The sequence below is a fragment of the Microbacterium californiense genome, from assembly GCF_047246625.1.
In the GTDB taxonomy this organism is placed as follows: domain Bacteria; phylum Actinomycetota; class Actinomycetes; order Actinomycetales; family Microbacteriaceae; genus Microbacterium.
Window position 1 is genome coordinate 1,242,259 of sequence record NZ_JBFOKQ010000001.1, and the last position, 19,707, is coordinate 1,261,965.

At 71.4% G+C, this 19,707-nt stretch carries 18 protein-coding genes; 7 read left to right on the forward strand and 11 right to left on the reverse strand.

Going from position 1 to position 19,707, the window contains the following annotated elements; translation table 11 throughout:
- The first annotated feature begins 156 nt into the window (after window positions 1-156).
- From AB3M82_RS05920 to AB3M82_RS05940, 5 genes are all read left to right on the forward strand, one after another.
- A complete protein-coding gene (locus tag AB3M82_RS05920) occupies window positions 157-702 on the forward strand; it encodes an ECF transporter S component (protein WP_412956258.1) in 546 nt (181 codons plus the stop codon).
- 174 nt (window positions 703-876) lie between these two features.
- Entirely contained in the window at window positions 877-2,553 is a 1,677-nt protein-coding gene (locus tag AB3M82_RS05925; RefSeq protein WP_412956259.1) for an ABC transporter ATP-binding protein, read from the forward strand.
- Entirely contained in the window at window positions 2,550-3,365 is an 816-nt protein-coding gene (locus tag AB3M82_RS05930; protein ID WP_412956261.1) for an energy-coupling factor transporter transmembrane component T family protein, read from the forward strand. Before AB3M82_RS05925 ends, AB3M82_RS05930 begins: the two co-directional genes overlap by 4 nt.
- Window positions 3,366-3,390: 25 nt before the next feature.
- Window positions 3,391-4,266 carry a siderophore-interacting protein gene (locus AB3M82_RS05935; protein ID WP_412956263.1) on the forward strand — a complete coding sequence of 292 codons (876 nt, stop codon included), beginning with the start codon at window positions 3,391-3,393 and terminating at the stop codon, window positions 4,264-4,266.
- A complete protein-coding gene (locus AB3M82_RS05940) occupies window positions 4,263-4,874 on the forward strand; it encodes an ECF transporter S component (protein WP_412956265.1) in 612 nt (203 codons plus the stop codon). The genes AB3M82_RS05935 and AB3M82_RS05940 overlap by 4 nt, the downstream gene beginning before the upstream one ends.
- Before the next feature lie 39 nt (window positions 4,875-4,913).
- Here AB3M82_RS05940 and AB3M82_RS05945 read toward each other — a convergent pair whose 3' ends face one another.
- The 10 genes from AB3M82_RS05945 to AB3M82_RS05990 form a co-directional block, all read right to left on the reverse strand.
- On the reverse strand, window positions 4,914-5,849 hold the full coding sequence (locus AB3M82_RS05945) for a carbohydrate ABC transporter permease (RefSeq protein ID WP_412956266.1): 936 nt from the start codon (window positions 5,847-5,849) through the stop codon (window positions 4,914-4,916).
- 1 nt (window position 5,850) lies between these two features.
- On the reverse strand, window positions 5,851-6,756 hold the full coding sequence (locus AB3M82_RS05950; protein WP_412956267.1) for a carbohydrate ABC transporter permease: 906 nt from the start codon (window positions 6,754-6,756) through the stop codon (window positions 5,851-5,853).
- Between the two features lie 32 nt (window positions 6,757-6,788).
- A complete protein-coding gene (locus AB3M82_RS05955; protein ID WP_412956269.1) occupies window positions 6,789-8,114 on the reverse strand; it encodes an ABC transporter substrate-binding protein in 1,326 nt (441 codons plus the stop codon).
- A 43-nt stretch (window positions 8,115-8,157) separates the two neighbouring features.
- Complete coding sequence (locus tag AB3M82_RS05960; protein ID WP_412956270.1) at window positions 8,158-8,532, reverse strand: cupin domain-containing protein; 375 nt, start codon at window positions 8,530-8,532, stop codon at window positions 8,158-8,160.
- Window positions 8,529-9,419 carry a 3-hydroxy-5-phosphonooxypentane-2,4-dione thiolase gene (lsrF, locus tag AB3M82_RS05965; RefSeq protein ID WP_412956271.1) on the reverse strand — a complete coding sequence of 297 codons (891 nt, stop codon included), beginning with the start codon at window positions 9,417-9,419 and terminating at the stop codon, window positions 8,529-8,531. The genes AB3M82_RS05960 and lsrF overlap by 4 nt, the downstream gene beginning before the upstream one ends.
- Window positions 9,420-9,440: 21 nt before the next feature.
- On the reverse strand, window positions 9,441-11,045 hold the full coding sequence (locus AB3M82_RS05970; protein WP_412956272.1) for an FGGY family carbohydrate kinase: 1,605 nt from the start codon (window positions 11,043-11,045) through the stop codon (window positions 9,441-9,443).
- The gene (locus AB3M82_RS05975) at window positions 11,033-12,052 is read right to left on the reverse strand and encodes an NAD(P)-dependent oxidoreductase (protein WP_412956273.1); all 1,020 of its coding nucleotides are present in this window, start codon (window positions 12,050-12,052) and stop codon (window positions 11,033-11,035) included. Before AB3M82_RS05975 ends, AB3M82_RS05970 begins: the two co-directional genes overlap by 13 nt.
- 40 nt (window positions 12,053-12,092) lie before the next feature.
- Window positions 12,093-12,908 (reverse strand): GntR family transcriptional regulator, encoded by an 816-nt coding sequence (locus AB3M82_RS05980; RefSeq protein WP_412956275.1) that lies wholly within the window; start codon window positions 12,906-12,908, stop codon window positions 12,093-12,095.
- 331 nt (window positions 12,909-13,239) lie between these two features.
- Complete coding sequence (locus AB3M82_RS05985; protein WP_412956276.1) at window positions 13,240-14,403, reverse strand: acyl-CoA dehydrogenase family protein; 1,164 nt, start codon at window positions 14,401-14,403, stop codon at window positions 13,240-13,242.
- A 140-nt stretch (window positions 14,404-14,543) separates the two neighbouring features.
- Window positions 14,544-15,476: a M15 family metallopeptidase gene (locus AB3M82_RS05990; protein ID WP_412956277.1), complete on the reverse strand. Its 933-nt coding sequence runs from the start codon at window positions 15,474-15,476 to the stop codon at window positions 14,544-14,546.
- A gap of 75 nt (window positions 15,477-15,551) precedes the next feature.
- Here AB3M82_RS05990 and AB3M82_RS05995 point away from each other — a divergent pair, with 75 nt between their 5' ends.
- Window positions 15,552-16,664 (forward strand): Rv2578c family radical SAM protein, encoded by a 1,113-nt coding sequence (locus AB3M82_RS05995; RefSeq protein ID WP_412956279.1) that lies wholly within the window; start codon window positions 15,552-15,554, stop codon window positions 16,662-16,664.
- 78 nt (window positions 16,665-16,742) lie between these two features.
- A complete protein-coding gene (locus tag AB3M82_RS06000) occupies window positions 16,743-17,282 on the forward strand; it encodes a YaeQ family protein (RefSeq protein ID WP_412958014.1) in 540 nt (179 codons plus the stop codon).
- An 86-nt stretch (window positions 17,283-17,368) separates the two neighbouring features.
- Here AB3M82_RS06000 and AB3M82_RS06005 read toward each other — a convergent pair whose 3' ends face one another.
- Window positions 17,369-19,558: a DEAD/DEAH box helicase gene (locus AB3M82_RS06005; protein WP_412956280.1), complete on the reverse strand. Its 2,190-nt coding sequence runs from the start codon at window positions 19,556-19,558 to the stop codon at window positions 17,369-17,371.
- Between the last annotated feature and the right edge of the window lie 149 nt (window positions 19,559-19,707).

Sequence of the window (19,707 nt, forward strand, 5' to 3'; positions counted from 1 at the left end):
GGAAGCGGCTCCCCCGGCCGTGGGGCGCCGCCGGGCGTGGTGCGACGAGCGGCACGGACGGTGCGACGAGCGGATGCCGGTGGCCGGGGTCGTGCGGGGTGTTTTGCACGGCGGCCCCCGGCATCCGCCCCGCACCCGCGCAACTAGGCTGGTGCCGTGGCCCGAACCCCTGCCCTGCCGACCCGCGTGCTGCTGATCTGCGCGGCCATCGGCGTCGCGACCGGCCTCCTCGGCGGCATCGCGGGCTGGGTCACCCCGATCCTGCTGGCCAGTCCGCTCCTCTTCCTCTACGGACTCGTGCTCGGTTCGCACGTGCTGCCCGGGATCATCGCGCAGGAGGTGCTGCGCCGCCCGTTCGTCGCGCTCGTCACGCACCTCGTCGCGGCGATCGTCGCGAGCGCGTTCAACCCCGCCTGGGCGCTGCGGTTCATCGGCACGGCGCTGCTGTTCGGCGCCATCCAGGAGGGCGTCGCGGCGCTCACCCGGTACCGGGCCTGGGGCGCATGGCGGTTCTTCGTCTCGGCCGCGCTGATCGGCGTGGTCGTCGCGGTGGCGGTGTTCTTCGCCGCCCACCTCGGCACGCTGCCGCTGTGGGCGCAGATCGCCTACCTCGCCGTCTCGGTGCTCGGCCCGGTCGTCTGGACGGCGATCGGCCTCGCGGTCGGCTCGGCCCTGAGCCGCGCGGGCGTCGCTCGACGCTGACCCCGTCCCCTCGTCCGGATGCGGATGCCGGCCACGCGAGGGGTCAAGACACGCCGCACCCGCACCCGGCCTTGCGGCGTGTCTTGACCCCTCACCTGCATCCCCCCGGGCAGCGCAGAAGGTAAGGCTCAGCTAAGTTAGAGCTGTCCGTCGTTTCCGACCCGGGGTTCCGCCGTGCGTCCATCCGCGCCTCTGCTCCGCGTGCGCGAGGTCTCCCTCACCCACGCGGATGCCGCAGACCCCTCGCCGCGCGAGGCGACCTTCGACATCCACCCGGGTGAGGTCGTGCTGCTGCTCGGCCCCTCGGGGTCGGGCAAGTCGACGCTGACGCTCGCCCTCAACGGACTGATCCCCCACGCGCTGCCGGCGACCATGACCGGCACGGTGGAGGCCGGCGGGCTCGACACCGCCGTGACGTCGACCGCGGCGCTGAGCACGCGCGTCGCGATGGTGTTCCAGGATCCGGATGCGCAGATCGTCACCGGCACCGTCTACGACGAGGTCGCGTTCGGACCCGAGAACCTCCTGCTCCCGCTCGCCGAGGTCCAGGCCCGCACCCAGGACGCCCTGCGCCGCGTCGGCCTGTGGGACCGCCGCGACGAGAACCCGGACCGCCTCTCCGGCGGAGGGCGGCAGCGCCTCGCGATCGCCTGCGCCCTCGCGATGGGGTCGCCGCTGATGGTGCTCGACGAGCCGACCGCCAACCTCGACCCCCGCGGCATCGACGACGTGTACGCGGCGCTCGCCGACGTCGTGGCCGCCGGGGACCGCGCCATCCTCCTCGTCGAGCACAACCTCGACGCCGCGATGGGTTTCGTCACCCGCACGATCGTGCTCGACCGGGAGGGCCGCATCGCCTTCGACGGACCCGTGGCCGAGATCATCCGCGCGCACGCCGACGCCCTCGTCGCGATGGGCGTCTGGTTGCCCGCGGCCACCCTCACCGCCCTGCGGCTGCGCGGCGACGGCATCGCGGTCGAGCCCCTCCCGCTCACGCCCGCCGAGCTCGCCGCGGCGCTGCCCGCCGGGGTCGCGCCGTCCGCCGCGGTCGCCGCCCCCGCGCCGGCGGCGGAAGGCGAGAACCTCATCCGAGCTCGCGGGCTCACCGTGCGCCGGGGCCGCACCGAGATCCTGCACGGCATCGACCTCGATCTGCAGGCCGGGAGCCTGACGGCGATCGTCGGCGCGAACGGCGCCGGGAAGACGACCCTGATCCATGCGCTCGCGGGCGTCGTGCCCCCGCCGAGGGGACAGGTCAGCGTCGACGGCATCGACCCCGGCGCCGCGGCGCCGCGCGACCTCGCCGCCCGCGTCGGCTTCGTGTTCCAGAATCCCGAGCACCAGTTCATCGCGCACACGGTCTTCGACGAGCTCGCGCACGGGCTGCGCCTGCGCCGTGCGGCGGATGCCGAGATCACCGAGCGCGTCGAGGCGATGCTCTCCCGCTTCGGGCTGGAGCACAAGGCGGGAGTGCACCCGTTCCTCCTCTCCGGAGGCGAGAAGCGCCGCCTCTCGGTCGGCACGGCGCTCATCACGCGCCCCCGCGTGCTCGTCCTCGACGAGCCGACCTTCGGGCAGGACCGGGCGCGCGCGGCCGAGCTGCTCGACCTGCTGCAGTCCCTGCGCGACGAGGGCACGACGATCGTGATCGTGACGCACGACCTGCAGCTCGTCGCCGACCACTCGACGCACACCGTCGTGCTCGCCGAGGGCAGGGTGCACGCCTCGGGCCCGACGGCCGAGCTGTTCCGCGACGAGAGCGTCTTCACCGACGCGGGACTGCGCCTTCCCGCCCTGCAGCGGGTGCTGGCCGCCCACGGGCGGGCTGCCGGACGGAGCCCCGAAGCATGAGCGCGGGGGTGTTCGATCCGTACGCCGAGATGACCGTCACCTCGCGCCGGCAGTTCCTGTACGCCCTGAACCCGCTGGCGAAGGTCGCCGGATTCGCGCCCGCCATGGTGTTCCTCGTGTTCGTCCGCGATCTCGCAACCCCGGCCGCGTTCCTGGCGCTCGCGTACGTGCTCCTCCTCGTCGGGGCCCGGGCGACCCTCCGACTCGTGATCGCCCTGCTGGCGCTGCCGGTCGCGATGGCCGTCATCGGTCTCAGCTTCTCGGTCTGGGTCGACGCGGCACTCGTCGACGACACCGCGCCCGTGCTGCGGCTCGGCGACTGGACGCTGTACGGCGGGGCGCTCGAGATCGGCCTCGCGACCGCGCTCCGCCTCGGCGCGATCGTCGCGCTGGCGCTGATCGGCGGGCTGACCACCACCGGCCCCGACCTCGTGCGCGCGAGCGTGCAGCAGCTGCGGGTGCCCTACCGCATCGGGTACACCGCGCTCGCGGCGTTCCGGTTCGTGCCGCGCTTCGGCCACGAGCTCTCCGTCATCCGTGCCGCCCACCGTGTGCGCGGGCACCACGGCGGCCGCGGGCCCTTCGCCCGTCTCGCCCGCGGCTGGGGGTACATCGTGCCGCTGCTGGCCGGGGCGATCCGCCACGCCGAGCGCGTCGCCCTCGCCATGGACTCCCGCGCCTTCGGCGCCCACTCCACCCGCACCGAGCGGCACCTCGTGCCGTTCCGCACGCGCGACACCGTGTTCGTGGTGCTCAGCCTCGCCGCATCCGCCGGCATCCTCGTCGCGTCCTTCCCCTGGCAGCTCTCCTGATCCGTCCCCACCGAAAGGCGATCGCATGGCGTTCAGCAAGCTCGTGAAGCCCGAATCCGCAGAACTGCTGCACCTGACGGTGCTGCGCACCGAGCGATTGTCGGAGCACTGGATGCGCGTGACGCTGGGCGGCGGCGACATCGCGAAGTTCCGTCCGATGGGGTTCGACCAGTGGTTCCGGCTGTTCCTGCCGATCGGCGGCGACGCCGGGCTCGAGCGCGTGCCGGCGAAGGCGAACCGGATGTTCGGCTACCTGAAGTTCCTGCGGATCCCCGACGGCGAGCGTCCGGTCATGCGCAACTACAGCGTCCGCGCGTACCGGCCGGCCACGGTCGAGCGGGGCGCCGAGATCGACGTGGACTTCGTGCTGCACGGCTCGGCGGCCGACGGCACGGCCGGACCGGCATCCCGGTGGGCCGAGATCTGCGAGCCCGGCGAGCACGTCCTCCTCATCGACGAGGGGCTGACGTTCAACCCCGAGCGCGGCACCGACCGCGTGCTGCTCGTGGGTGACGAGACGGCGCTTCCCGCGATCGCCTCGATCGCCGCATCGCTCCCGGCATCCGCGACCGGCACGGCGCTCATCGAGGTGCCGTCGCCGGACGACGCCCTCGCGTTCCCCCACCCGGAAGGACTCGCCGTCGAATGGATCGTGCGCCCGCACGACGCGCAGCCCGGAGTCCTCGCTCTCGAGCGCGTCGCCGAGCAGGAGCTGCCGCCGGCGCCGTTCCACGCGTACGCGGCGGGCGAGCAGTCGCTCGCCTCGGGCGTGCGCAAGCTGCTCGTCGGCGAGCGCGGCGTCGACAAGGGCGCCGTGAGCTTCTGCGGCTACTGGAAGGTCGGGGCCGCGTCGCCCTCGTCCAAGGCCGCCCGCGAGGCGGCGGCGGAGCCCCGGCGATGACCGGGACGGATGCCGTCGGCGCGACCTACCCGGCGTCGGAGGATGCCGCGCGCCGCGGTCCCTCGCCGAATCGGTTCCGGTTCCCCACCGCGCTGCTGTTGACCTGCGCTGCCCTGGGCGTCGCGGGGGCGGTCGTACTGGCACCCGCGAACTGGCTCTCGACCCTGCTCACCGTCGGCCCGGCGTCGTTCCTCGGCATGGGGCTCGCCGGGCTCTGGCTGTTGCCGTCGGTGATCGCCCTGCGGCTGCTCCGACGCCCGCTCGTGGGACTCCTGGTCGCGCTCATCGCCGGTCTCGTGATGGTGCCGTTCTCCGGCTACGGGTTCTCGAGCGTGCTCACGAACCTCTGGTGGGCGGCGTTCACGGAGCTGCCGTTCCTCTTCGTCCTCTGGCGGTACTGGGGCACCTGGTTGCACTACGTCGGAGCGGTCGCCGCGGGCATCGTGTACCCGATCTCGGCCTGGGCCTGGTTCGACCTCGGCAGCACCGGGATCGCCTATCAGGCGCTCTTCTTCGCGGTGACGATCGTCAGCTGCGTGGGAGCGACGGCCCTCGGCATCCTCCTCGCCGATCGTCTGCACCGCGCCGGGGTCGGCCGCCGGCGATAGCGGACCCGCGCGCCGGCGTCGACGACGCGTCAGTCGCCTCTACTTCACGCTGCCCTGGGTCAGCCCGCCCACGAGCCACTTCTGCAGGAAGAGCGCGAGGAGGTAGATCGGGATGAGACCGGCCAGGCTGGCGGCGGCCATCTGCCCGAACATGACCTCGCGACCGCCCTGCATGAGGGCGATGCCCACCGGGAGCGTCTGGGAGTCGAGGCTCTGCGTCAGCAGCAGGGGGATCAGGAAGTCGTTGTACGCGAGGATGAACACGATGATCGACACCGCGACGATCCCGGGAGCGGTCAGCGGCAGGATCACCGACCAGAGCGTGCGCAGCGGACCGCATCCGTCGATCTGCGCCGCCTCGTCGATCTCGAAGGGGATCGACCGGAAGAAGCCGTCGAGCAGCCACACCGCGACCGGGGTCAGCAGCAGCCCTTCGACGATCCCGAGTCCGACGACGGAGTCCATCAGCCCCGCGGTGCGCACCAGCACGAAGAGCGGGATGATCGCGACGATCGGCGGCGCCACGTAGGCCGAGACGATCAGCCCGAGCGTCTGCGAGCCGCCGGCACGCAGCCGGGCCATGGCGTAGTTCGCCGGGATCGACACGAGCAGGGCGACGAGCACGGCGACCAGCGCCGCGCCCAGCGAGTTGCGGAGATACGTGAGGATCGGCCAGTTCTCGAACGCGGCGGTCCAGTTCTCGAACGCCAGCCGCGACGGGAGGATGCGGGTCGACAGGATGTCGTCCGGGCTCTTGAACGACATGCCGACCATGTAGAGCACCGGCAGCAGCGCCAGGGCGATCGCGACGACGATCACGACCCACTTGACGACGGTGACCGCGAGGGCGGGGCGGCCGGGCCGCGAGATGCTCGACGTCCGGCTGCGCCGACGGCGGCGGCGCGCATCGGGGACGACGAGGGTGGCGGTCGCGTCGTCGTCGACGCGGTCGGAGGTGCGGAATGCGAGCGACATGTCAGCTCTCCCTGTGCAGGCGCTGCCGGACGGCGTTGAGCGGCAGGATGACGATGGTGACCAGCACGAGGAAGGCGATCGTCTGCGCGGCCGCCGCCCCCACGTCGAAGGTCTGGAGTCCGGTGCGGTAGATCTCGAAGCTGCTGACCGTGGTGTCGAAGCCCGGCCCTCCGCTGGTCATGATGAACACGAGGTCGAACACCTTGAACGAGACGACGAGCTTCAGCAGCAGGACGGTGACGAGGCTCGGCAGCACCAGGGGGAACGTGATGCGCCAGAACGTCTGCCACACCCCCGCGCCGTCGACCTGCGACGCCTCGTACACCTCGGTGGGGAGCGTCTGCAGCGCGGCGAAGACGAGCAGGACGCAGAACGGCGTCCACTGCCACGCGTCCACGACGATGACCGAGATCATGGCCGCCGGGCTCGACCCGAGGAACAGGAACGGCTCGGACCCCGGCGCGAAGGACTGGCCGATGTTGTTGAGCAGGCCGCCGGTCGGGGCGAGCATGAGCTTCCAGATGACGCCCGCCATCACGGGCGGGGTCATCAGGGGAAGCAGGAGCAGCACGCGGATGATGCGCCCGCCCTTGACCGCGGCGTCGAGCGACAGGGCCACCACGAGCCCGGCGACGAGCGCGATGAGCGCAGACGGGAGGGCGAACATTAGCGACCTGCCGAGGGACGGGAGGGTGACCCCGTCCCCCAGCAGCGCCGCGAAGTTGTCGAACCCGACCCAGTCCGAGAACGGGCGCCCCAGCGACGACTCCGAGAAGGAGGCGGCGATGATGTAGCCCAGCGGGTAGATCGCGATGATCACGAGCGCGAGGACGGCCGGCGCGAGCAGGGCGCGCCCTGTCCACGCTCCGCGGCGGGCGCGGCGTCGGACGGCGACGGGGTGCGACATGAGCGATCCTTTCGGGTGGGTTCGACGCGGTGTCAGTCGGCCAGGGACTGCCAGGTGTCCCAGGTCTGCTGCATCGCCTGTTCGGCGGTGAGGCTGCCCTGCAGCATCAGCGCGAGGTTGTCGCTCAGCGACTGGATCATCTCCGGCGCCTGCGGCGAGGTGGGCCACGACTGCGCGTTCGGGAGCACCTCGGCGGCGACGGCCGACACCTCGGGCGCGAAGTCGATGTACTCCTGGCTCTCGAGGGTCGACGTGCGCGTGGGGTCGACTCCCGAGCCGGTCGTGGTGATGAGTTTCTCATTGGTCTCCTTCGACGAGGCGAAGGCCACGAACTGCTTGGCGAGGTCCTCATCGCTGGCGTTCGGGCTGATGCCCATCGCCCATCCGGCGTTGAGCGCGGCCGAGACCTTGCCCTCCGGGCCCACCGGCAGCGGCGCCACCCCCCAGCCGTCGACGATCTTCGACTGCTCCGGATCCTGCGCGAAGACGCCGAGATCCGTCCAGAACTCGATCATTCCGACCGAGCCCGAGAGGAACTGCGGCAGGGCCTGCTCGAAGCCGATCTCGAGCGGGCTCGGCAGGGCCGAGGGCGCCGCGTCCAGCATCGACTGGGCGGCGGCGACCGCGTACTCGGTGTCGAGCTGCGGCATCTGCGGGTCGATCGGGTCGGGCGACATCGTGGCGAGCCGGTTGAAGAACGTCGACCCGATGTTGAACGCGCTCTTCGAGCCGAGCAGCGCGTTGCCGTAGACGCCGTTCGCCTTCTCGGCGTCCGTGATCTTCTTGGAGACCTCGACGTACTCGTCCCACGTGGTCGGCACCGTGACGCCGTTCCGCTCGAAGATCGCCTTGTTGTAGAAGAGCACGTGGGTGTCGCCGTCGATGGGCAGACCGTAGGTCGCGCCCTCGTACTGCGAGTAGGGGCCGAAGATCGCCTCGATGAAGTCCGACGAGTCGATGTCCTCGTCGGTGTCGACCCACTCGGTGATGTCGGCGAGCGCTCCCGCGTCGGCGAGCGCGCCGACCGACGTGTACCAGTACTGGATGACGTCGTAGTTGTTCGTGCCCGACTGCGCGTCGAGGATCGCCTTCGTCTGGATCTGGTCGTAGGGGACGACCTCGACCTCGACCTCGACGCCGGTCTCGGCTTCGAAGTCCTCTTCGAGGATCTTGCCCGCGCCCTCCTGAGGGGCCGCGATGAGGACCTTGAGGGTCTTGTCGCCGCCGTCGCCGGAGGAGCCTCCCGAGTCGCCGCCGCAACCGGCGAGCACGAGGCCCGCGATGGAGGCCAGGGCGACGACGGGCAGGGCGCGCCGTGTGAGACGTGCGGAGGATGAGGAGCGTCTTTGCCTGCTCATGGTGCTGTCCTTTCGATCTTGTTCGGGTGGGGGTGTTGCAGGATCACGACGCGGGCCGGTCGACCGGCGTCCAGGGACGGTCGACCTTGTCGCCGTCGACCCACGGCGTCTTCACGAAGACGGCGCGGAAGGTCTCGTCGAAGGGGTTGCGCACGAAGTGTTCCTCGTGCGGCTCGGCGCGGAGCACGTCGCCCACCGTGACGACCCGGCGGGTGTCGCGGTCGAGCCAGATCTCGGCGCTGCCCTCGATCACCACGAACGACTCGGTGTGGTGCTCGTGCAGGTGGTTGGCGAACTCGTCGCCGGGGCGGAGCACCACGACGCCGAACGCCGCGTCCTCGCCCTGGGCGAGGTAGCCGGGTCCCCAGTCGCCGAACCGCAGCTCGGCGTCCGCGGTGCGCAGCACGTCGGCGCTCATGCGAGCACCCGCTCGTCGCTCGCCTCGCGGAACAGGTCGTACGCCTCCGCGGGGTCGACGTCGTCCTGCACGACGGCGCGGACCGCGCGCATCATCGCCGCGGGGGCCGCGCTCTGGAAGATGTTGCGGCCCATGTCGACTCCGGCGGCACCGGCGCGCACCGCGTTCGAGGCCATCGTCAGCGCCTCGAGCTCGGGGAGCTTCTTGCCCCCGGCCATGATGACGGGCACCGGGCAGCCGGCGACGACGTCCTCGAAACCCTCCTCGCAGTAGTACGTCTTCACGAGCTGGGCGCCGAGCTCGGCGATGATGCGGGTCGCGAGGCCGAGGTAGCGGGCATCCCGCACGAGCTCCTTGCCCACGGCCGTCACGCCGAGCACCGGGATGCCGGCGTCGTAGCCTTGGTCGACGAGCGTGGTGAGATTGCGGATGCTGCGGCTCTCGTGCTCGCCTCCGACGAAGACCTGCACCGCCACCGCGTCGGCGTTGATGCGCACGGCATCCTCCATCGCCATCGCCGTGTACTCGTCGGAGAGGTCTTTGAGGATCGACGGTCCGCCCGAGGCGCGCAGGACGAGGCCCGCACGCGTCGCCGGCGGCACCGAGGTCCGCAGCGCCCCGCGGGTGCACATCAGGGCGTCGGCGTGCTCGGCCAGCGGTGCGATGTTCAGGTCGATGCGCTCGAGGCCGGAGGTCGGGCCCTGGAAGTAGCCGTGGTCGAACGCGAGCATCACCGTGCGGCCCGTCTCCGGGTCGAGGATGCGCGAGAGCCGGTTCTGCATGCCCCAGTCGAGGTTCGCGGCCCCGCGGATGTTGTGCGAGAACCGGACGCCGGGCGTCTCGGCGTGGAACTTCTTGGCTGCGGCGTTGCCCTCGAGGTCTGCCATGGTGTCTCCTTCTGGTGGTCGTCAGCCGGCGTGGCCGACGGTCGAGAGTCGGGTGGGGATCGGGTCGAGGGGGCCGCGGGCGGCCCCGGGAGGGGTGAAGAGCGGGGTGAGGTCGGAACCGGAGATCGACAGGACGTCGCGGTACACCCGGTGCCAGCGCTCGGTCACGGCGCGATACCGCTCGTGTTCGCGGGGGTCGACGCGTTCGACGCGCTCGGCCTCGGCCATCGGGGCCAGCGCGGCGCCGACTCCGGATGCCGCGAGCCGGGCGGCGCCGTAGGACGTCGCCTCGGGGGCGGGCGTGACGTGCGTGTCCAGGCCCGTGACCCCGGCGATGATGCTCGGCCAGAGCGCCCCGGCGCTGGATCCGCCGGTGAACGTGACGGCCCCTTCCGCGACCGCCCGGCCGGAGGTGAGCGACGACAGGATGTCGAGGTGGGCGCGGGCGACGATGGCCGCGGACTCCTCGATCGCGCGGACGAACGCCCCGCGCGAGGATGCCGCCGCGTCGTTGATGTCGAAGCCGACGAAGGCGGGTGCCGCGTGGTGCCAGGCGTCCGCCTGCATGACGTTCGCCATCGTGGCGACGATGCCGTTGGCGCCGGGCGGCACCTCGGCGGCCCACTGCTCCATCACCGCGAAGGCGGAGGTGCCCGAGGCGCGGCCGAGGTCGGCGGCGTCGGGGCACATCGCGTCGCGGAACCACCGCATGGCGAGTCCGGAGAGGAAGCCGATGCCCTCGATCATCCACGTGCCCGGGTCGACGTGGCAGAGCGTGCGCAGCCGCCGCTCGGGGTCGATGAGCGGTTCCGCCACGACGGCGGTCGTCTGCCAGAACGTGCCGGCGACGATCGTCGGCAGACCCTCCCGCGCCGCGATGCCGTGCAGCGCCAGCTGGGTGTCGGCGCCCCCGGCGACGACGGGCGTGCCGACCGGCAGCCCGGTGGCGGCCGACGCCTCCGCCGTCACGCTGCCGACGACGTCGCCGCAGGCCACGACGGGCGGGAGGATCCGCCGGTCGATCCCCACGAGGCCCGCCAGGTCGTCCGACCAGTCCCGCGCGCGCAGGTCGAAGAGCGCAGAGCTCGATCCGCAGGTCGGCTCGGTGACGAACTCGCCGGTCAGGCGCGTGGTCACCCAGTCGCTCAGCATCCCGAAGTGCCGGGCGCGGGCGAGCACCTCCGGATGGTAACGGGCGATCCACCTCAGACGGGCCGGAGCCGTGATCGACACCCAATCGCCCGCCGTGCGGTACACCTCGTCCGCGACGCCCTCCGCCACCAGCTCGGCGGCCTCGGCGCGCGCCCGGCCGTCGGTGTTGGGGCACGCCCAGATCTCGGCGCCGTCGGCGTCGGAGAGCACGAAGCCCTCGCGCATGCTGGACGCGGCGACTGCGGCGACGCGGCGCGCGCCCAGGCGGGACACCACCTCCGAGACGGCGTCGGCGATGGCGCTCCATCCGCCCGTCGTGTCGAACACGGTGCCGCCGGGGTGCCCGGGGACGGCCACGTGGGTCCACTCGCGGGCCGCCTGCGTCACGAGGCGTCCGTCGAGGTCGAACGCCAGCGCACGCGCCGACCCGGTGCCCGCGTCGATGGCGAGGAAGACGTCGGTCAGCGCTCCCATCGCAGCTCTCCTCCCGTGAGGAACGCCTCGACCTCCGACGCGAGCATGTCGGCGCCACGGGCGAGCGTCTCGTGCGTCGCCCCCGCGAGGTGCGGGGTGAGGATGAGATTCGGCTCGGCCACCAGCTCGCGCCAGGGACCGTCGGGCTCGTTCACGTCGAGCGCGACACCGGCGAGATGTCCCGAGCGGAGGGCGTCGAGAAGCGCCTGCTCGTCGACCAGCGACTCGCGTGCGGTGTTGATGAGGAACGCGCCCTCCGGCATCCGCGCGATCTCGTCCGCGCCGATCATGTGCCGGTTCTCGTCGGTGGCACGGGCGTGGACGCTGACCACGTCGCTCCCCTCGAGCAGCTCCCCGAGGTCCGACACGATCGTCGCGTCGGTGACGGACGCCGGATCGACGAACGGGTCGTAGGCGGTGATCGTGGCACCGAGCGCGCGAGCACGGGCCGCGACCAGCCGGGCGACGTTGCCGTAGCCGATGAGGCCGAGCCGCAGGCCCTTGACCTCCCGGCCGAACCAGCGGGCGCCCTCGAAGGTCGATTCCGCGAGCGGGCGTCCTTCCGCCACCCGGGCGTCGACGTCGCGCAACGACGCCGGGACGTTGCGGACGAGCGAGATGAGGAACCCGATCGTGAGGTCGGCGACCGCGTCGGCGTTCTTGCCCGGGGTGGTGGTCACCCGCACGCCGCGCTCGCGGGCTGCCGCGAGATCGACGTTGACGGGGCCGCCGCGAGCGCAGCCGAGCAGCCGCAGGTCGGGCAGCGCCGCCAGCACCTCGGCCGTCACCGGCGCGGCGTGGAACGCGATCACGTCGTATCCCGCACCGAGGCGCGCGACCTCGGCGGGATCGCCTTCGAACTCCCGGATCGTCGACGTGTCTCCCGTCGGCTCCGCGAGGGTCATCGTCGCCGCGTCGACGTCGATCCCCCGCGCGGCGAAGGCACGGGTGAAGACGTCGGCGGTCATGTAGCTGTCGCCGATGACGAGGATGCGGTGGTCGGTCATGTGCAGGACTCCAGGAGGGTCGAGGGGACAGGCGGGAGGATCAGCGAAGGGCGGCGGGGTAGCGTCCGGAGGCCGTCTCGTTCGAGATGCCCGCCGCGTCGAACCCGGTGTCGACGCTCACGCGCAGACGATCGGTGCGCACGGACGCGCGGGAGAAGTCGATGGGCTGGCCGCCCTGGTCGTAGGCGACGGCTTCGACGACGACGATCGGATGCCCCGGCTCGACCTCGAGCACGCCCGCCAGCATCCGATCGGCGGAGACCGCCTCGATCGTGCGGTGCATCCGGGCGATGCGCACCCCGGTGACCCGCGTGATCGCGGCGTAGAGGCTGGCCCGCGGGTCGCGGAGGTCGGGGAGCACCCCGGCGAACCGGGTGGGGAGGTAGTTGATGACGTGCACGGCCGTGCGGGCCCCGACCGCGCGCACCCGCTCCAGCACGAAGCCCATGCCGTCGGGCGAGTCCCGGCCGACGACCGCCGCGGCCCACGAGGGCAGCGGCTCGATGCCGGCGCGGAGGATCTCGGAGCTGAGGGCGCTGCGGCCGTCTTCGCTGTACTCGCCGAGCAGGCTCGGGGCGGAGGGCAGCGTCCACGCCGAGGGGCCCTGCGTGCGCTCGACGAAGGCGCCCTTGCCCTGCTGGCGCGAGATCAGGCCGGCGCTCTCCAACCGGGACAGCGCGTCCCGCACCGAGGTGCGCGAGGCCGAGAAGTGCGCGCGGAGCTCGCTCTCGCTCGGCAGGCGGTCGCCCGGCGCCCACACGCCCTCGGCTATCTGGGCTTCGACGGCGCGCATGATCTGGAACCAGATCGGAGCGGTCGACGAACGATCGAGCTGCTGCAGGGTGAGCGGGGACATTCCGGCCTCTTCGATGAGCGGGTGCGGGGACCTCTGCGTCCCCGAGCCGGACATCGCCTGTCCGGACATGTATCGATCATGGGCCAGCACATGTATCCCATGAAGAGACAAGTCGTCATAAATGTCCCGCGCACGGCATCCGCTCGTCGTATCCCCTTCTGACCGGCTGTTTCCTCACGCCCCCTCTCTCCCGCGCACCCGCTGTCGGGTTCCACGCCCTCCCACTCCGCCGCCCTCGTAGGGACAAGTCACTCGCTGAGGGATCGAAAAAGCACCCCCAGAGGCCTCCAGGGGTGCTTCGTCGATCCCGCACGCGGGGTGCGAGGTGACCTCAGCGCTTGCCGGCGATCTGCCGACCGACGATCTCGCGCATGATCTCGTTCGTGCCGCCGTAGATGCGGTGCACCCGAGCGTCGAGGAAGGCGCGGGCGATCGGGTACTCCGTGATGTACCCGTAGCCTCCGTGCAGCTGCACGCCGAGGTCGAGCACCTCCCACTCGCGCTCGGTGGCCCAGAACTTGACCTTGGCCGCCTCCTCGGCGGAGAGCCGGCCGTCCTTGTAGGCGAGGAGGGCCCGGTCGATGTATGCCCAGAGCGCGTCGACCGTCGTGGCCATGTCGGCGATCTTGAAGCGGGTGTTCTGGAAGTCGATGATCCGCTCGCCGAACGCTTCGCGATCCTTCGTGTACGCGATGGTCCAGTCGAGGGCGGCCTGGGCGGCGGCGGCTCCCGCGACGCCGATCGAGAGGCGCTCGAGGGGGAGGTTCATCATCAGCTGGATGAAGCCCATGCCCTCCTTGCCGCCGATGAGGTTCTCGTCGGGGACGAAGACGTCGCTGAACGACAGCTCTGCGGTGTCGTGGCCGTGGAAGCCCATCTTGTTCAGCTTCTTGCCGTGGTCGAAGCCCTCCATGCCGTTCTCGAGCAGCACGAGGCTGAAGGCGTCGGGACGGTTGCCCTCCCCCGTCTTGACGAACGTGACGACGAGGTCGGCTGTCTTGCCGGACGAGATGAAGGTCTTGGCGCCATTGACGATGTAGCCGCCGTCGACCTTCTTCGCCGTGGTCTTGATGCCGCGCAGGTCACTGCCCGCTCCGGGCTCGGTCATCGCGAGCGCGCCGACGACCTCGCCGGTCGCCATGCGCGGGAGCCACTTCTCCTTCTGCTCCTGGGTGCCCATGTGCACCAGGTAGGGGATGGCCAGGTCGTCCTGGATGCCGAAGGCGCCGGCGAGCGAGCCCGCACCGGCGGCGATGATCTCCTCGTTCACGACCGCGCGGAAGCGGTAGTCCTGCAGCATCCCGGCGCCGCCGAACTCCTCGGGGACCGAGAGCCCGATGATCCCGGCCTCGCCCGCCGCGAGCATCGTGGCGCGGTCGACCTCGCCCTCGGCGTCCCACCGCTCGATCGCCTCGTTGGTCATGTAGCGCTTGGCGAAGTCCCGGACGAGGTCGCGGAAGGCCTCGTGATCCTCGTCGTAGATGTCGCGTTCCATCGCGTCCTCCTGAACGTGTTGTGCGTCGTTGCTCCCGCGATTCTAGGCGGCGGGCGCGAGGGAGCACAGGCGATTGTGGGAATGCATCCCACTCCGGGTGGTACTGGGTACCGCGATTGTGGGATGCCGCAGACGGGCGTTCAGTGAGCGTAATCGGGCGCGGGCGGGAGGCCGAAGAACTCCTCGAGGGTGTGGAATCCGCCGGCGTGATAGGCCGCGGCGAGGTCCGTTCCGATGTACCGGAGGTGCCAGGGCTCGGGTGCGTAGCCGGTGATCGCAGACCCGACCTGCTCGTAGCGGACGACGAAGCCAAACTCCCACGCGTGCGCCGCGACCCAGTCGCTCTGAGGCGTCCCGCCGAAGCCGTCGAGACCCCCGCAGGCGCTTCCGCACGCGACCACGTCGATGGCGAGTCCGGTCTGGTGCTCGCTGTGACCCGGACGCGCCGACCCGGCATCCGCCTCGATCTGCCCCTGCTCCTCGACGTGCGAGGCGTAGGTCGCGACCTGCAGCCCGTACGACCGGTAGCCGTTGTTGGCGCCGATGCGCCCGACCCCCGCGGCCTCGGCGGCCTCCGCCATGCGGCCGACGGCCGCCGCGACGTCGGCCCGCACCTCGCCCGAGGCGGTGGTCGTCTGCAGCGGCACCGCGCTCAGGCCGCCGGGGGCGAACTCGGCCGGATCGAGCGGACGCCCCTTGTTGACCACCACCCACACACGGCCGGGGTCGCTCAGCGAGACGCACGGGGCGTTGCCCGCCACCACGGCCGCACGGAAGCTCTCGCCGCCCCCGAAAGCCGCGATGGTAGCGGCGTCGTCCCCCGCCGCGATCGCCTGCTGCACCGTCGCCTCGGCGCACGGATCGGCGGCGGTCGTCGCCTCGACCTCCACACTGGGCACCTGCATCACCGCCACGGGCTCGGGCATCGCCGAGGACTCGGACGACGTCGTCGCGGGCGCGGTCGCGATCGAGAGCAGCACGCCGAACGCGGTCACCGCCACTCCGATGGGCAGGGCCGGTCCGCGGATCGGGGAGCGCGGGGCCGCATGCTGGGCGTGCGGCAGGTCGTGCATCCTTCCATTGTCGCACTCGAACGCATCTACGTCTCATGCTTGACTCCGCTTCGTCCTTATGTTCGAATCAACGGTATGCGATGGCACGGACAAACGGTCGGCGCGACGGACGCCGCGGCACTCCCCGGTCTCGAAGACCGGTCGAGCATGCTGCGGTCGGTGACGACCCCCGAGTTCGCCGGCATGACGTTCCATGAAGTGCTGGCGAAGTCGGCGCTCAACCACGTGCCCGGCGCCTCGCGCATGCCCTTCGCCTGGACGATCAATCCCTATCGCGGGTGCTCGCATGCCTGCGTCTACTGCTTCGCCCGGGGCACGCACGAGTACCTCGACCTCGACGGGGGATCGGACTTCGACTCGCAGATCGTCGTCAAGACGAACGTCGTCGAGGTGCTGGAGCGCGAGCTCCGCAAGGGCAGCTGGCAGCACGAGACCGTCGCTCTCGGCACGAACACCGACCCCTATCAACGGGCCGAGGGGCGCTACAAGCTCATGCCCGGCATCATCGAGACGCTGGCGCGCTCGGGAACGCCGATCTCGATCCTCACCAAGGGCACGCTCATCCGCCGCGACATCCCCCTGCTCGTCACCGCCGCGCAGCGCGTGCCCGTCGACGTGCAGATGTCGATCGCGATGTACGACGACGACCTGCAGAAGGCGATCGAGCCGGGCGCCCCCACGACGCAGGCGCGCCTCGACACGGTGAAGGCGCTGTCGGATGCCGGATTCCCCGTGACCGTCTTCCTCATGCCGATCCTCCCTCACATGACCGACTCGGTCGACGCCATCGACCAGGCGCTGACCAGGATCCGAGAGGCGGGGGCGCGCAGCGTGATCTATGGAGCACTGCACCTGCGCCCGGGGGTGAAGGCGTGGTTCTTCCGATGGCTGGACGAGAATCGCCCGGACCTCGTGTCGTCGTACCGCGGCCTCTACCCGGGCGCATCGGTCGAAGCGCCCAAGCCGTACCGGCAGTGGCTCGCGAAGCGCGCACGCCCGCTCATCCGGCTGCACGGCCTCGACAGTCGGCATGAGGACGACTACCCCCAGCGCGGTTCGCGGTCGGGCGAGGGGCACGTCCAGAGGGGAAGGCCGACGTCGTCCATCGCGTTCGCGCCCACGGTCCGTTCGACGGGCGCCGTCCGCCCCGCGGCCGCGACTACGCCGGCTCAGCCCATGCTCTTCTGACGTGCGAGGGGCGGCGTCGGCATCCGCTCTCCCTCCGGCGTTCGGGACAGGTGCCCCAGGCCCGTAGGCTCGATGACTATGGCGACCGGCTCCACCATCCACACCTTCGACGTGCAGCTCGCCGACACCGATCGCGGCGTCTACGACGACTTCTCGCTGCGGGTCGCGCGGCATCCGTCCGAGACAGACGCCTTCATGCTCACGCGGATCCTTGCCTACGACCTCGAGTACACCGAGGGCATCGCCTTCAGCGACGGCATCTCGCAGACCCAGGAGCCCGCCGTGGTCGTCCGCGATCTCACCGGAGCGATCACGGTCTGGATCGAGGTCGGCGCCCCCGATGCGGAACGTCTGCACTACGGAAGCCGCCTCGCCGAACGGACCGTCGTCTACACGCATCGCGATCCGGCGAAGGTGATGCTGCCGTGGGAGGGCAAGCGCATCCACCGTTCCGAGGACCTGCGGGTCTTCAGCTTCGACCCCGGGTTCATCGAGCAGCTCGTGCCGCACCTCGAACGCCGCAACACCCTCACCGTCACCGTGACCGAGCAGATGCTCTACCTCGACCTGAACGGCATCACCGTGACCAGCGCGATCCACGAGCACGCGCTCGCCTAGAGCGCACGCGTACCGCTCGAGGGGTCGAAAAAGGCCGGGTCGCATGGTTCCGACCCGGCCTTTCGTGACCCCTCAGGCGCGCGGACTCAGCGGGTGAGTGCCTCGGCCGTCGGCACGCGTCCGGCGATCTCCTCGATCACGTCGTCGTCGAGGCGTGCGCTCTCGAACGGCGCGTCGATCTCGGCGCGGTCGAGCAGCTCGGTCATGCGGCGCTGGCGCTGCCGCGTGATCAGCGTGACGACGCGTCCCGAGCGACCCGCGCGGCCGGTGCGGCCCGCCCGGTGGAGGTACGTCTTGTACTCGTCGGGGGCGTCGGCCTGCACGACCAGGTCGATGTCGTCGACATGGATGCCGCGGGCGGCGACGTCGGTCGCGACGAGCACGTTCACGCGACCCGAGGTGAGCCGCTCGAGGTTGCGCGTGCGCTTGGCCTGGTTGAGGTCGCCGTGCAGCGAGACCGCGGGGATGCCGGCGTCGTCGAACTGCTCCGCCAGCATCTCGGCGTACGCACGGGTGCGGGCGAACACCAGCGTCTTGCCCTCGCGGTCGACGAGCGACGTGAGGATGTCGGCCTTGTCGCGGTGCTCGATGACGAGCACGCGGTGCTCGATCGTGCTGGACTCCTGGTCCTCACCGGCGACCTCGTAGACGGCCGGATCGACGAGGAACTCATCGACGAGAGCCGCGACCTCGCGGTCGAGCGTCGCCGAGAACAGCAGCTTCTGGCTGCCCTCCGCGGTGTGCCGCAGAATGCGCTGCACCGGCTCCACGAAGCCCAGCTCGCACATGTGGTCGGCCTCGTCGAGCACCGCGATGCGGCAGTCCGAGAGGTCGAGCTTGCCCTGGTTGATGAGATCCTCGACGCGGCCCGGCGTGCCGATGACGATGTCGACGCCCTTCTTGAGAGCCCCCACCTGACGGCCCTGGGGCACGCCGCCGTAGATCTGCGTGGTGAAGAGACCCACGCTGCGGGCGATGGGCTGGATGGTGCGGTCGATCTGCAGGGCGAGCTCGCGGGTCGGGGCGAGGATGATCGCGCGCGGCGACCGCCCGAACTCCCGGCGCTTGCCGGCCTGCGACTGCAGCACCCGCTCGACGAGCGGGGCGCCGAACGCGATGGTCTTGCCCGATCCGGTGCGGCCGCGCGCGAGCACGTCGCGCCCGCCCAGGACGGCGGGGATGCTGGCCGCCTGGATCGGGAACGGTGTCGCCGCCCCCATGTTGGCCAGCGTCTCGACGATGTTCGAGCCGAGGCCGAGGTCTGCGAAGGTCACGCCGTCGACCTCGATCGCGGCGACGGACTTCGCCTCGAGACGCTCGTGCACGACATCGTCGGTCGGCTCGAAGGCCACCTGGGGCTTGGCGTTCCAGTCGCTGCGGCCGGGGCGCTCCTCACGACGCGGACGCTCGTCGCGGCGTGGACGCTCGGTGCGGTAGGCACCGCCGGTCGACGGCCGCGAACGCTCGCCGGCAGCCCTGTCGAACGCCCGCTGCGTGCGGTCGCGGTCGAACGCGCGGCGGGCGCGGTCGGCGTCGTACGAGCGCTCCGAACGGTCGGATGCCGCGCGGTCGTCGTACCGGGGACGCTCGGCGCCGCGGTCGTTGTACCGCGGGCGCTCGGAGCGTCCTTCCCCGTACCGCGGGCGATCGGAGCGTCCCTCCCCGGTTCCTGAGCGAGCGAAGCGAGACGAAGGGCGCCCACCGTCACGGCTCGGACGCTCGTCGCGGTCGAAGCGCGGACGCTCGGCGCCACGGTCGTTGTACCGCGGGCGCTCGTCGCGGTCGTACCGCGGGCGCTCGGCGCCGCGGTCGTCGTACCGCGGGCGCTCGGAGCGGCCTTCTGCGGTTCCTGAGCGAGCGAAGCGAGACGAAGGGCGCCCACCCGCGCGGTTCGGACGCTCGTCGCGATCGAAGCGCGGTCGCTCGTCCCGGTGATGCGGCGCCTCGCGACGGCCCGATCCGGCGCGGTTGCGGATGCTGCGGGCCTCGTCGCGGCCGGCGCGCTCGGCGGCGCCCCATCGCTGCTTCGGCGCACCCGTCTCGGCCTCGGCCGGGCGGTAGCCGCGGTGTCCTGCGCTGCGGCTGCCGGGACGACGGTCGTAGCCACCGGCGGTGCGCCGGTCACCGGCATCCGCCTGTCGGCCGCGGTCTTCACGGCCGGCATCGCGCGATCCCGCACCGTGGTGCCGGTCGTGGAAGGAGGTCTTCTTGGCGCCGTAACGCGGCTCGAAGTTGCGGGCGGCGCGGCCGCCCTGGGGCTTCTTGTTCTTGGGCACGGTTGTGTCTTTCGTTCTCGCACGAGAACAGCACGGCAGCACGCCGGAGCACCCTCGAAGACGGGTGCCGGTCGCTCGCGGGCCGGGGCCATTCATGTGATGGTTCATGCGCGTCGATGGACGCTCACCATCGGCCCTGGACTCACACT

What these genes read in the sequence shown, in the direction of transcription:
- AB3M82_RS05930 (WP_412956261.1), top strand. Translation starts at nt 2,550, where the DNA reads ATGAGCGCGGGGGTGTTCGATCCGTACGCCGAGATGACCGTCACCTCG.
- AB3M82_RS05935 (WP_412956263.1), top strand. Translation starts at nt 3,391, where the DNA reads ATGGCGTTCAGCAAGCTCGTGAAGCCCGAATCCGCAGAACTGCTGCAC.
- AB3M82_RS05940 (WP_412956265.1), top strand. Translation starts at nt 4,263, where the DNA reads ATGACCGGGACGGATGCCGTCGGCGCGACCTACCCGGCGTCGGAGGAT.
- AB3M82_RS05945 (WP_412956266.1), bottom strand. Translation starts at nt 5,849, where the DNA reads ATGTCGCTCGCATTCCGCACCTCCGACCGCGTCGACGACGACGCGACC.
- AB3M82_RS05950 (WP_412956267.1), bottom strand. Translation starts at nt 6,756, where the DNA reads ATGTCGCACCCCGTCGCCGTCCGACGCCGCGCCCGCCGCGGAGCGTGG.
- AB3M82_RS05955 (WP_412956269.1), bottom strand. Translation starts at nt 8,114, where the DNA reads ATGAGCAGGCAAAGACGCTCCTCATCCTCCGCACGTCTCACACGGCGC.
- AB3M82_RS05960 (WP_412956270.1), bottom strand. Translation starts at nt 8,532, where the DNA reads ATGAGCGCCGACGTGCTGCGCACCGCGGACGCCGAGCTGCGGTTCGGC.
- lsrF (WP_412956271.1), bottom strand. Translation starts at nt 9,419, where the DNA reads ATGGCAGACCTCGAGGGCAACGCCGCAGCCAAGAAGTTCCACGCCGAG.
- AB3M82_RS05970 (WP_412956272.1), bottom strand. Translation starts at nt 11,045, where the DNA reads ATGGGAGCGCTGACCGACGTCTTCCTCGCCATCGACGCGGGCACCGGG.
- AB3M82_RS05975 (WP_412956273.1), bottom strand. Translation starts at nt 12,052, where the DNA reads ATGACCGACCACCGCATCCTCGTCATCGGCGACAGCTACATGACCGCC.
- AB3M82_RS05980 (WP_412956275.1), bottom strand. Translation starts at nt 12,908, where the DNA reads ATGTCCCCGCTCACCCTGCAGCAGCTCGATCGTTCGTCGACCGCTCCG.
- AB3M82_RS05985 (WP_412956276.1), bottom strand. Translation starts at nt 14,403, where the DNA reads ATGGAACGCGACATCTACGACGAGGATCACGAGGCCTTCCGCGACCTC.
- AB3M82_RS05990 (WP_412956277.1), bottom strand. Translation starts at nt 15,476, where the DNA reads ATGCACGACCTGCCGCACGCCCAGCATGCGGCCCCGCGCTCCCCGATC.
- AB3M82_RS05995 (WP_412956279.1), top strand. Translation starts at nt 15,552, where the DNA reads ATGCGATGGCACGGACAAACGGTCGGCGCGACGGACGCCGCGGCACTC.
- AB3M82_RS06000 (WP_412958014.1), top strand. Translation starts at nt 16,743, where the DNA reads ATGGCGACCGGCTCCACCATCCACACCTTCGACGTGCAGCTCGCCGAC.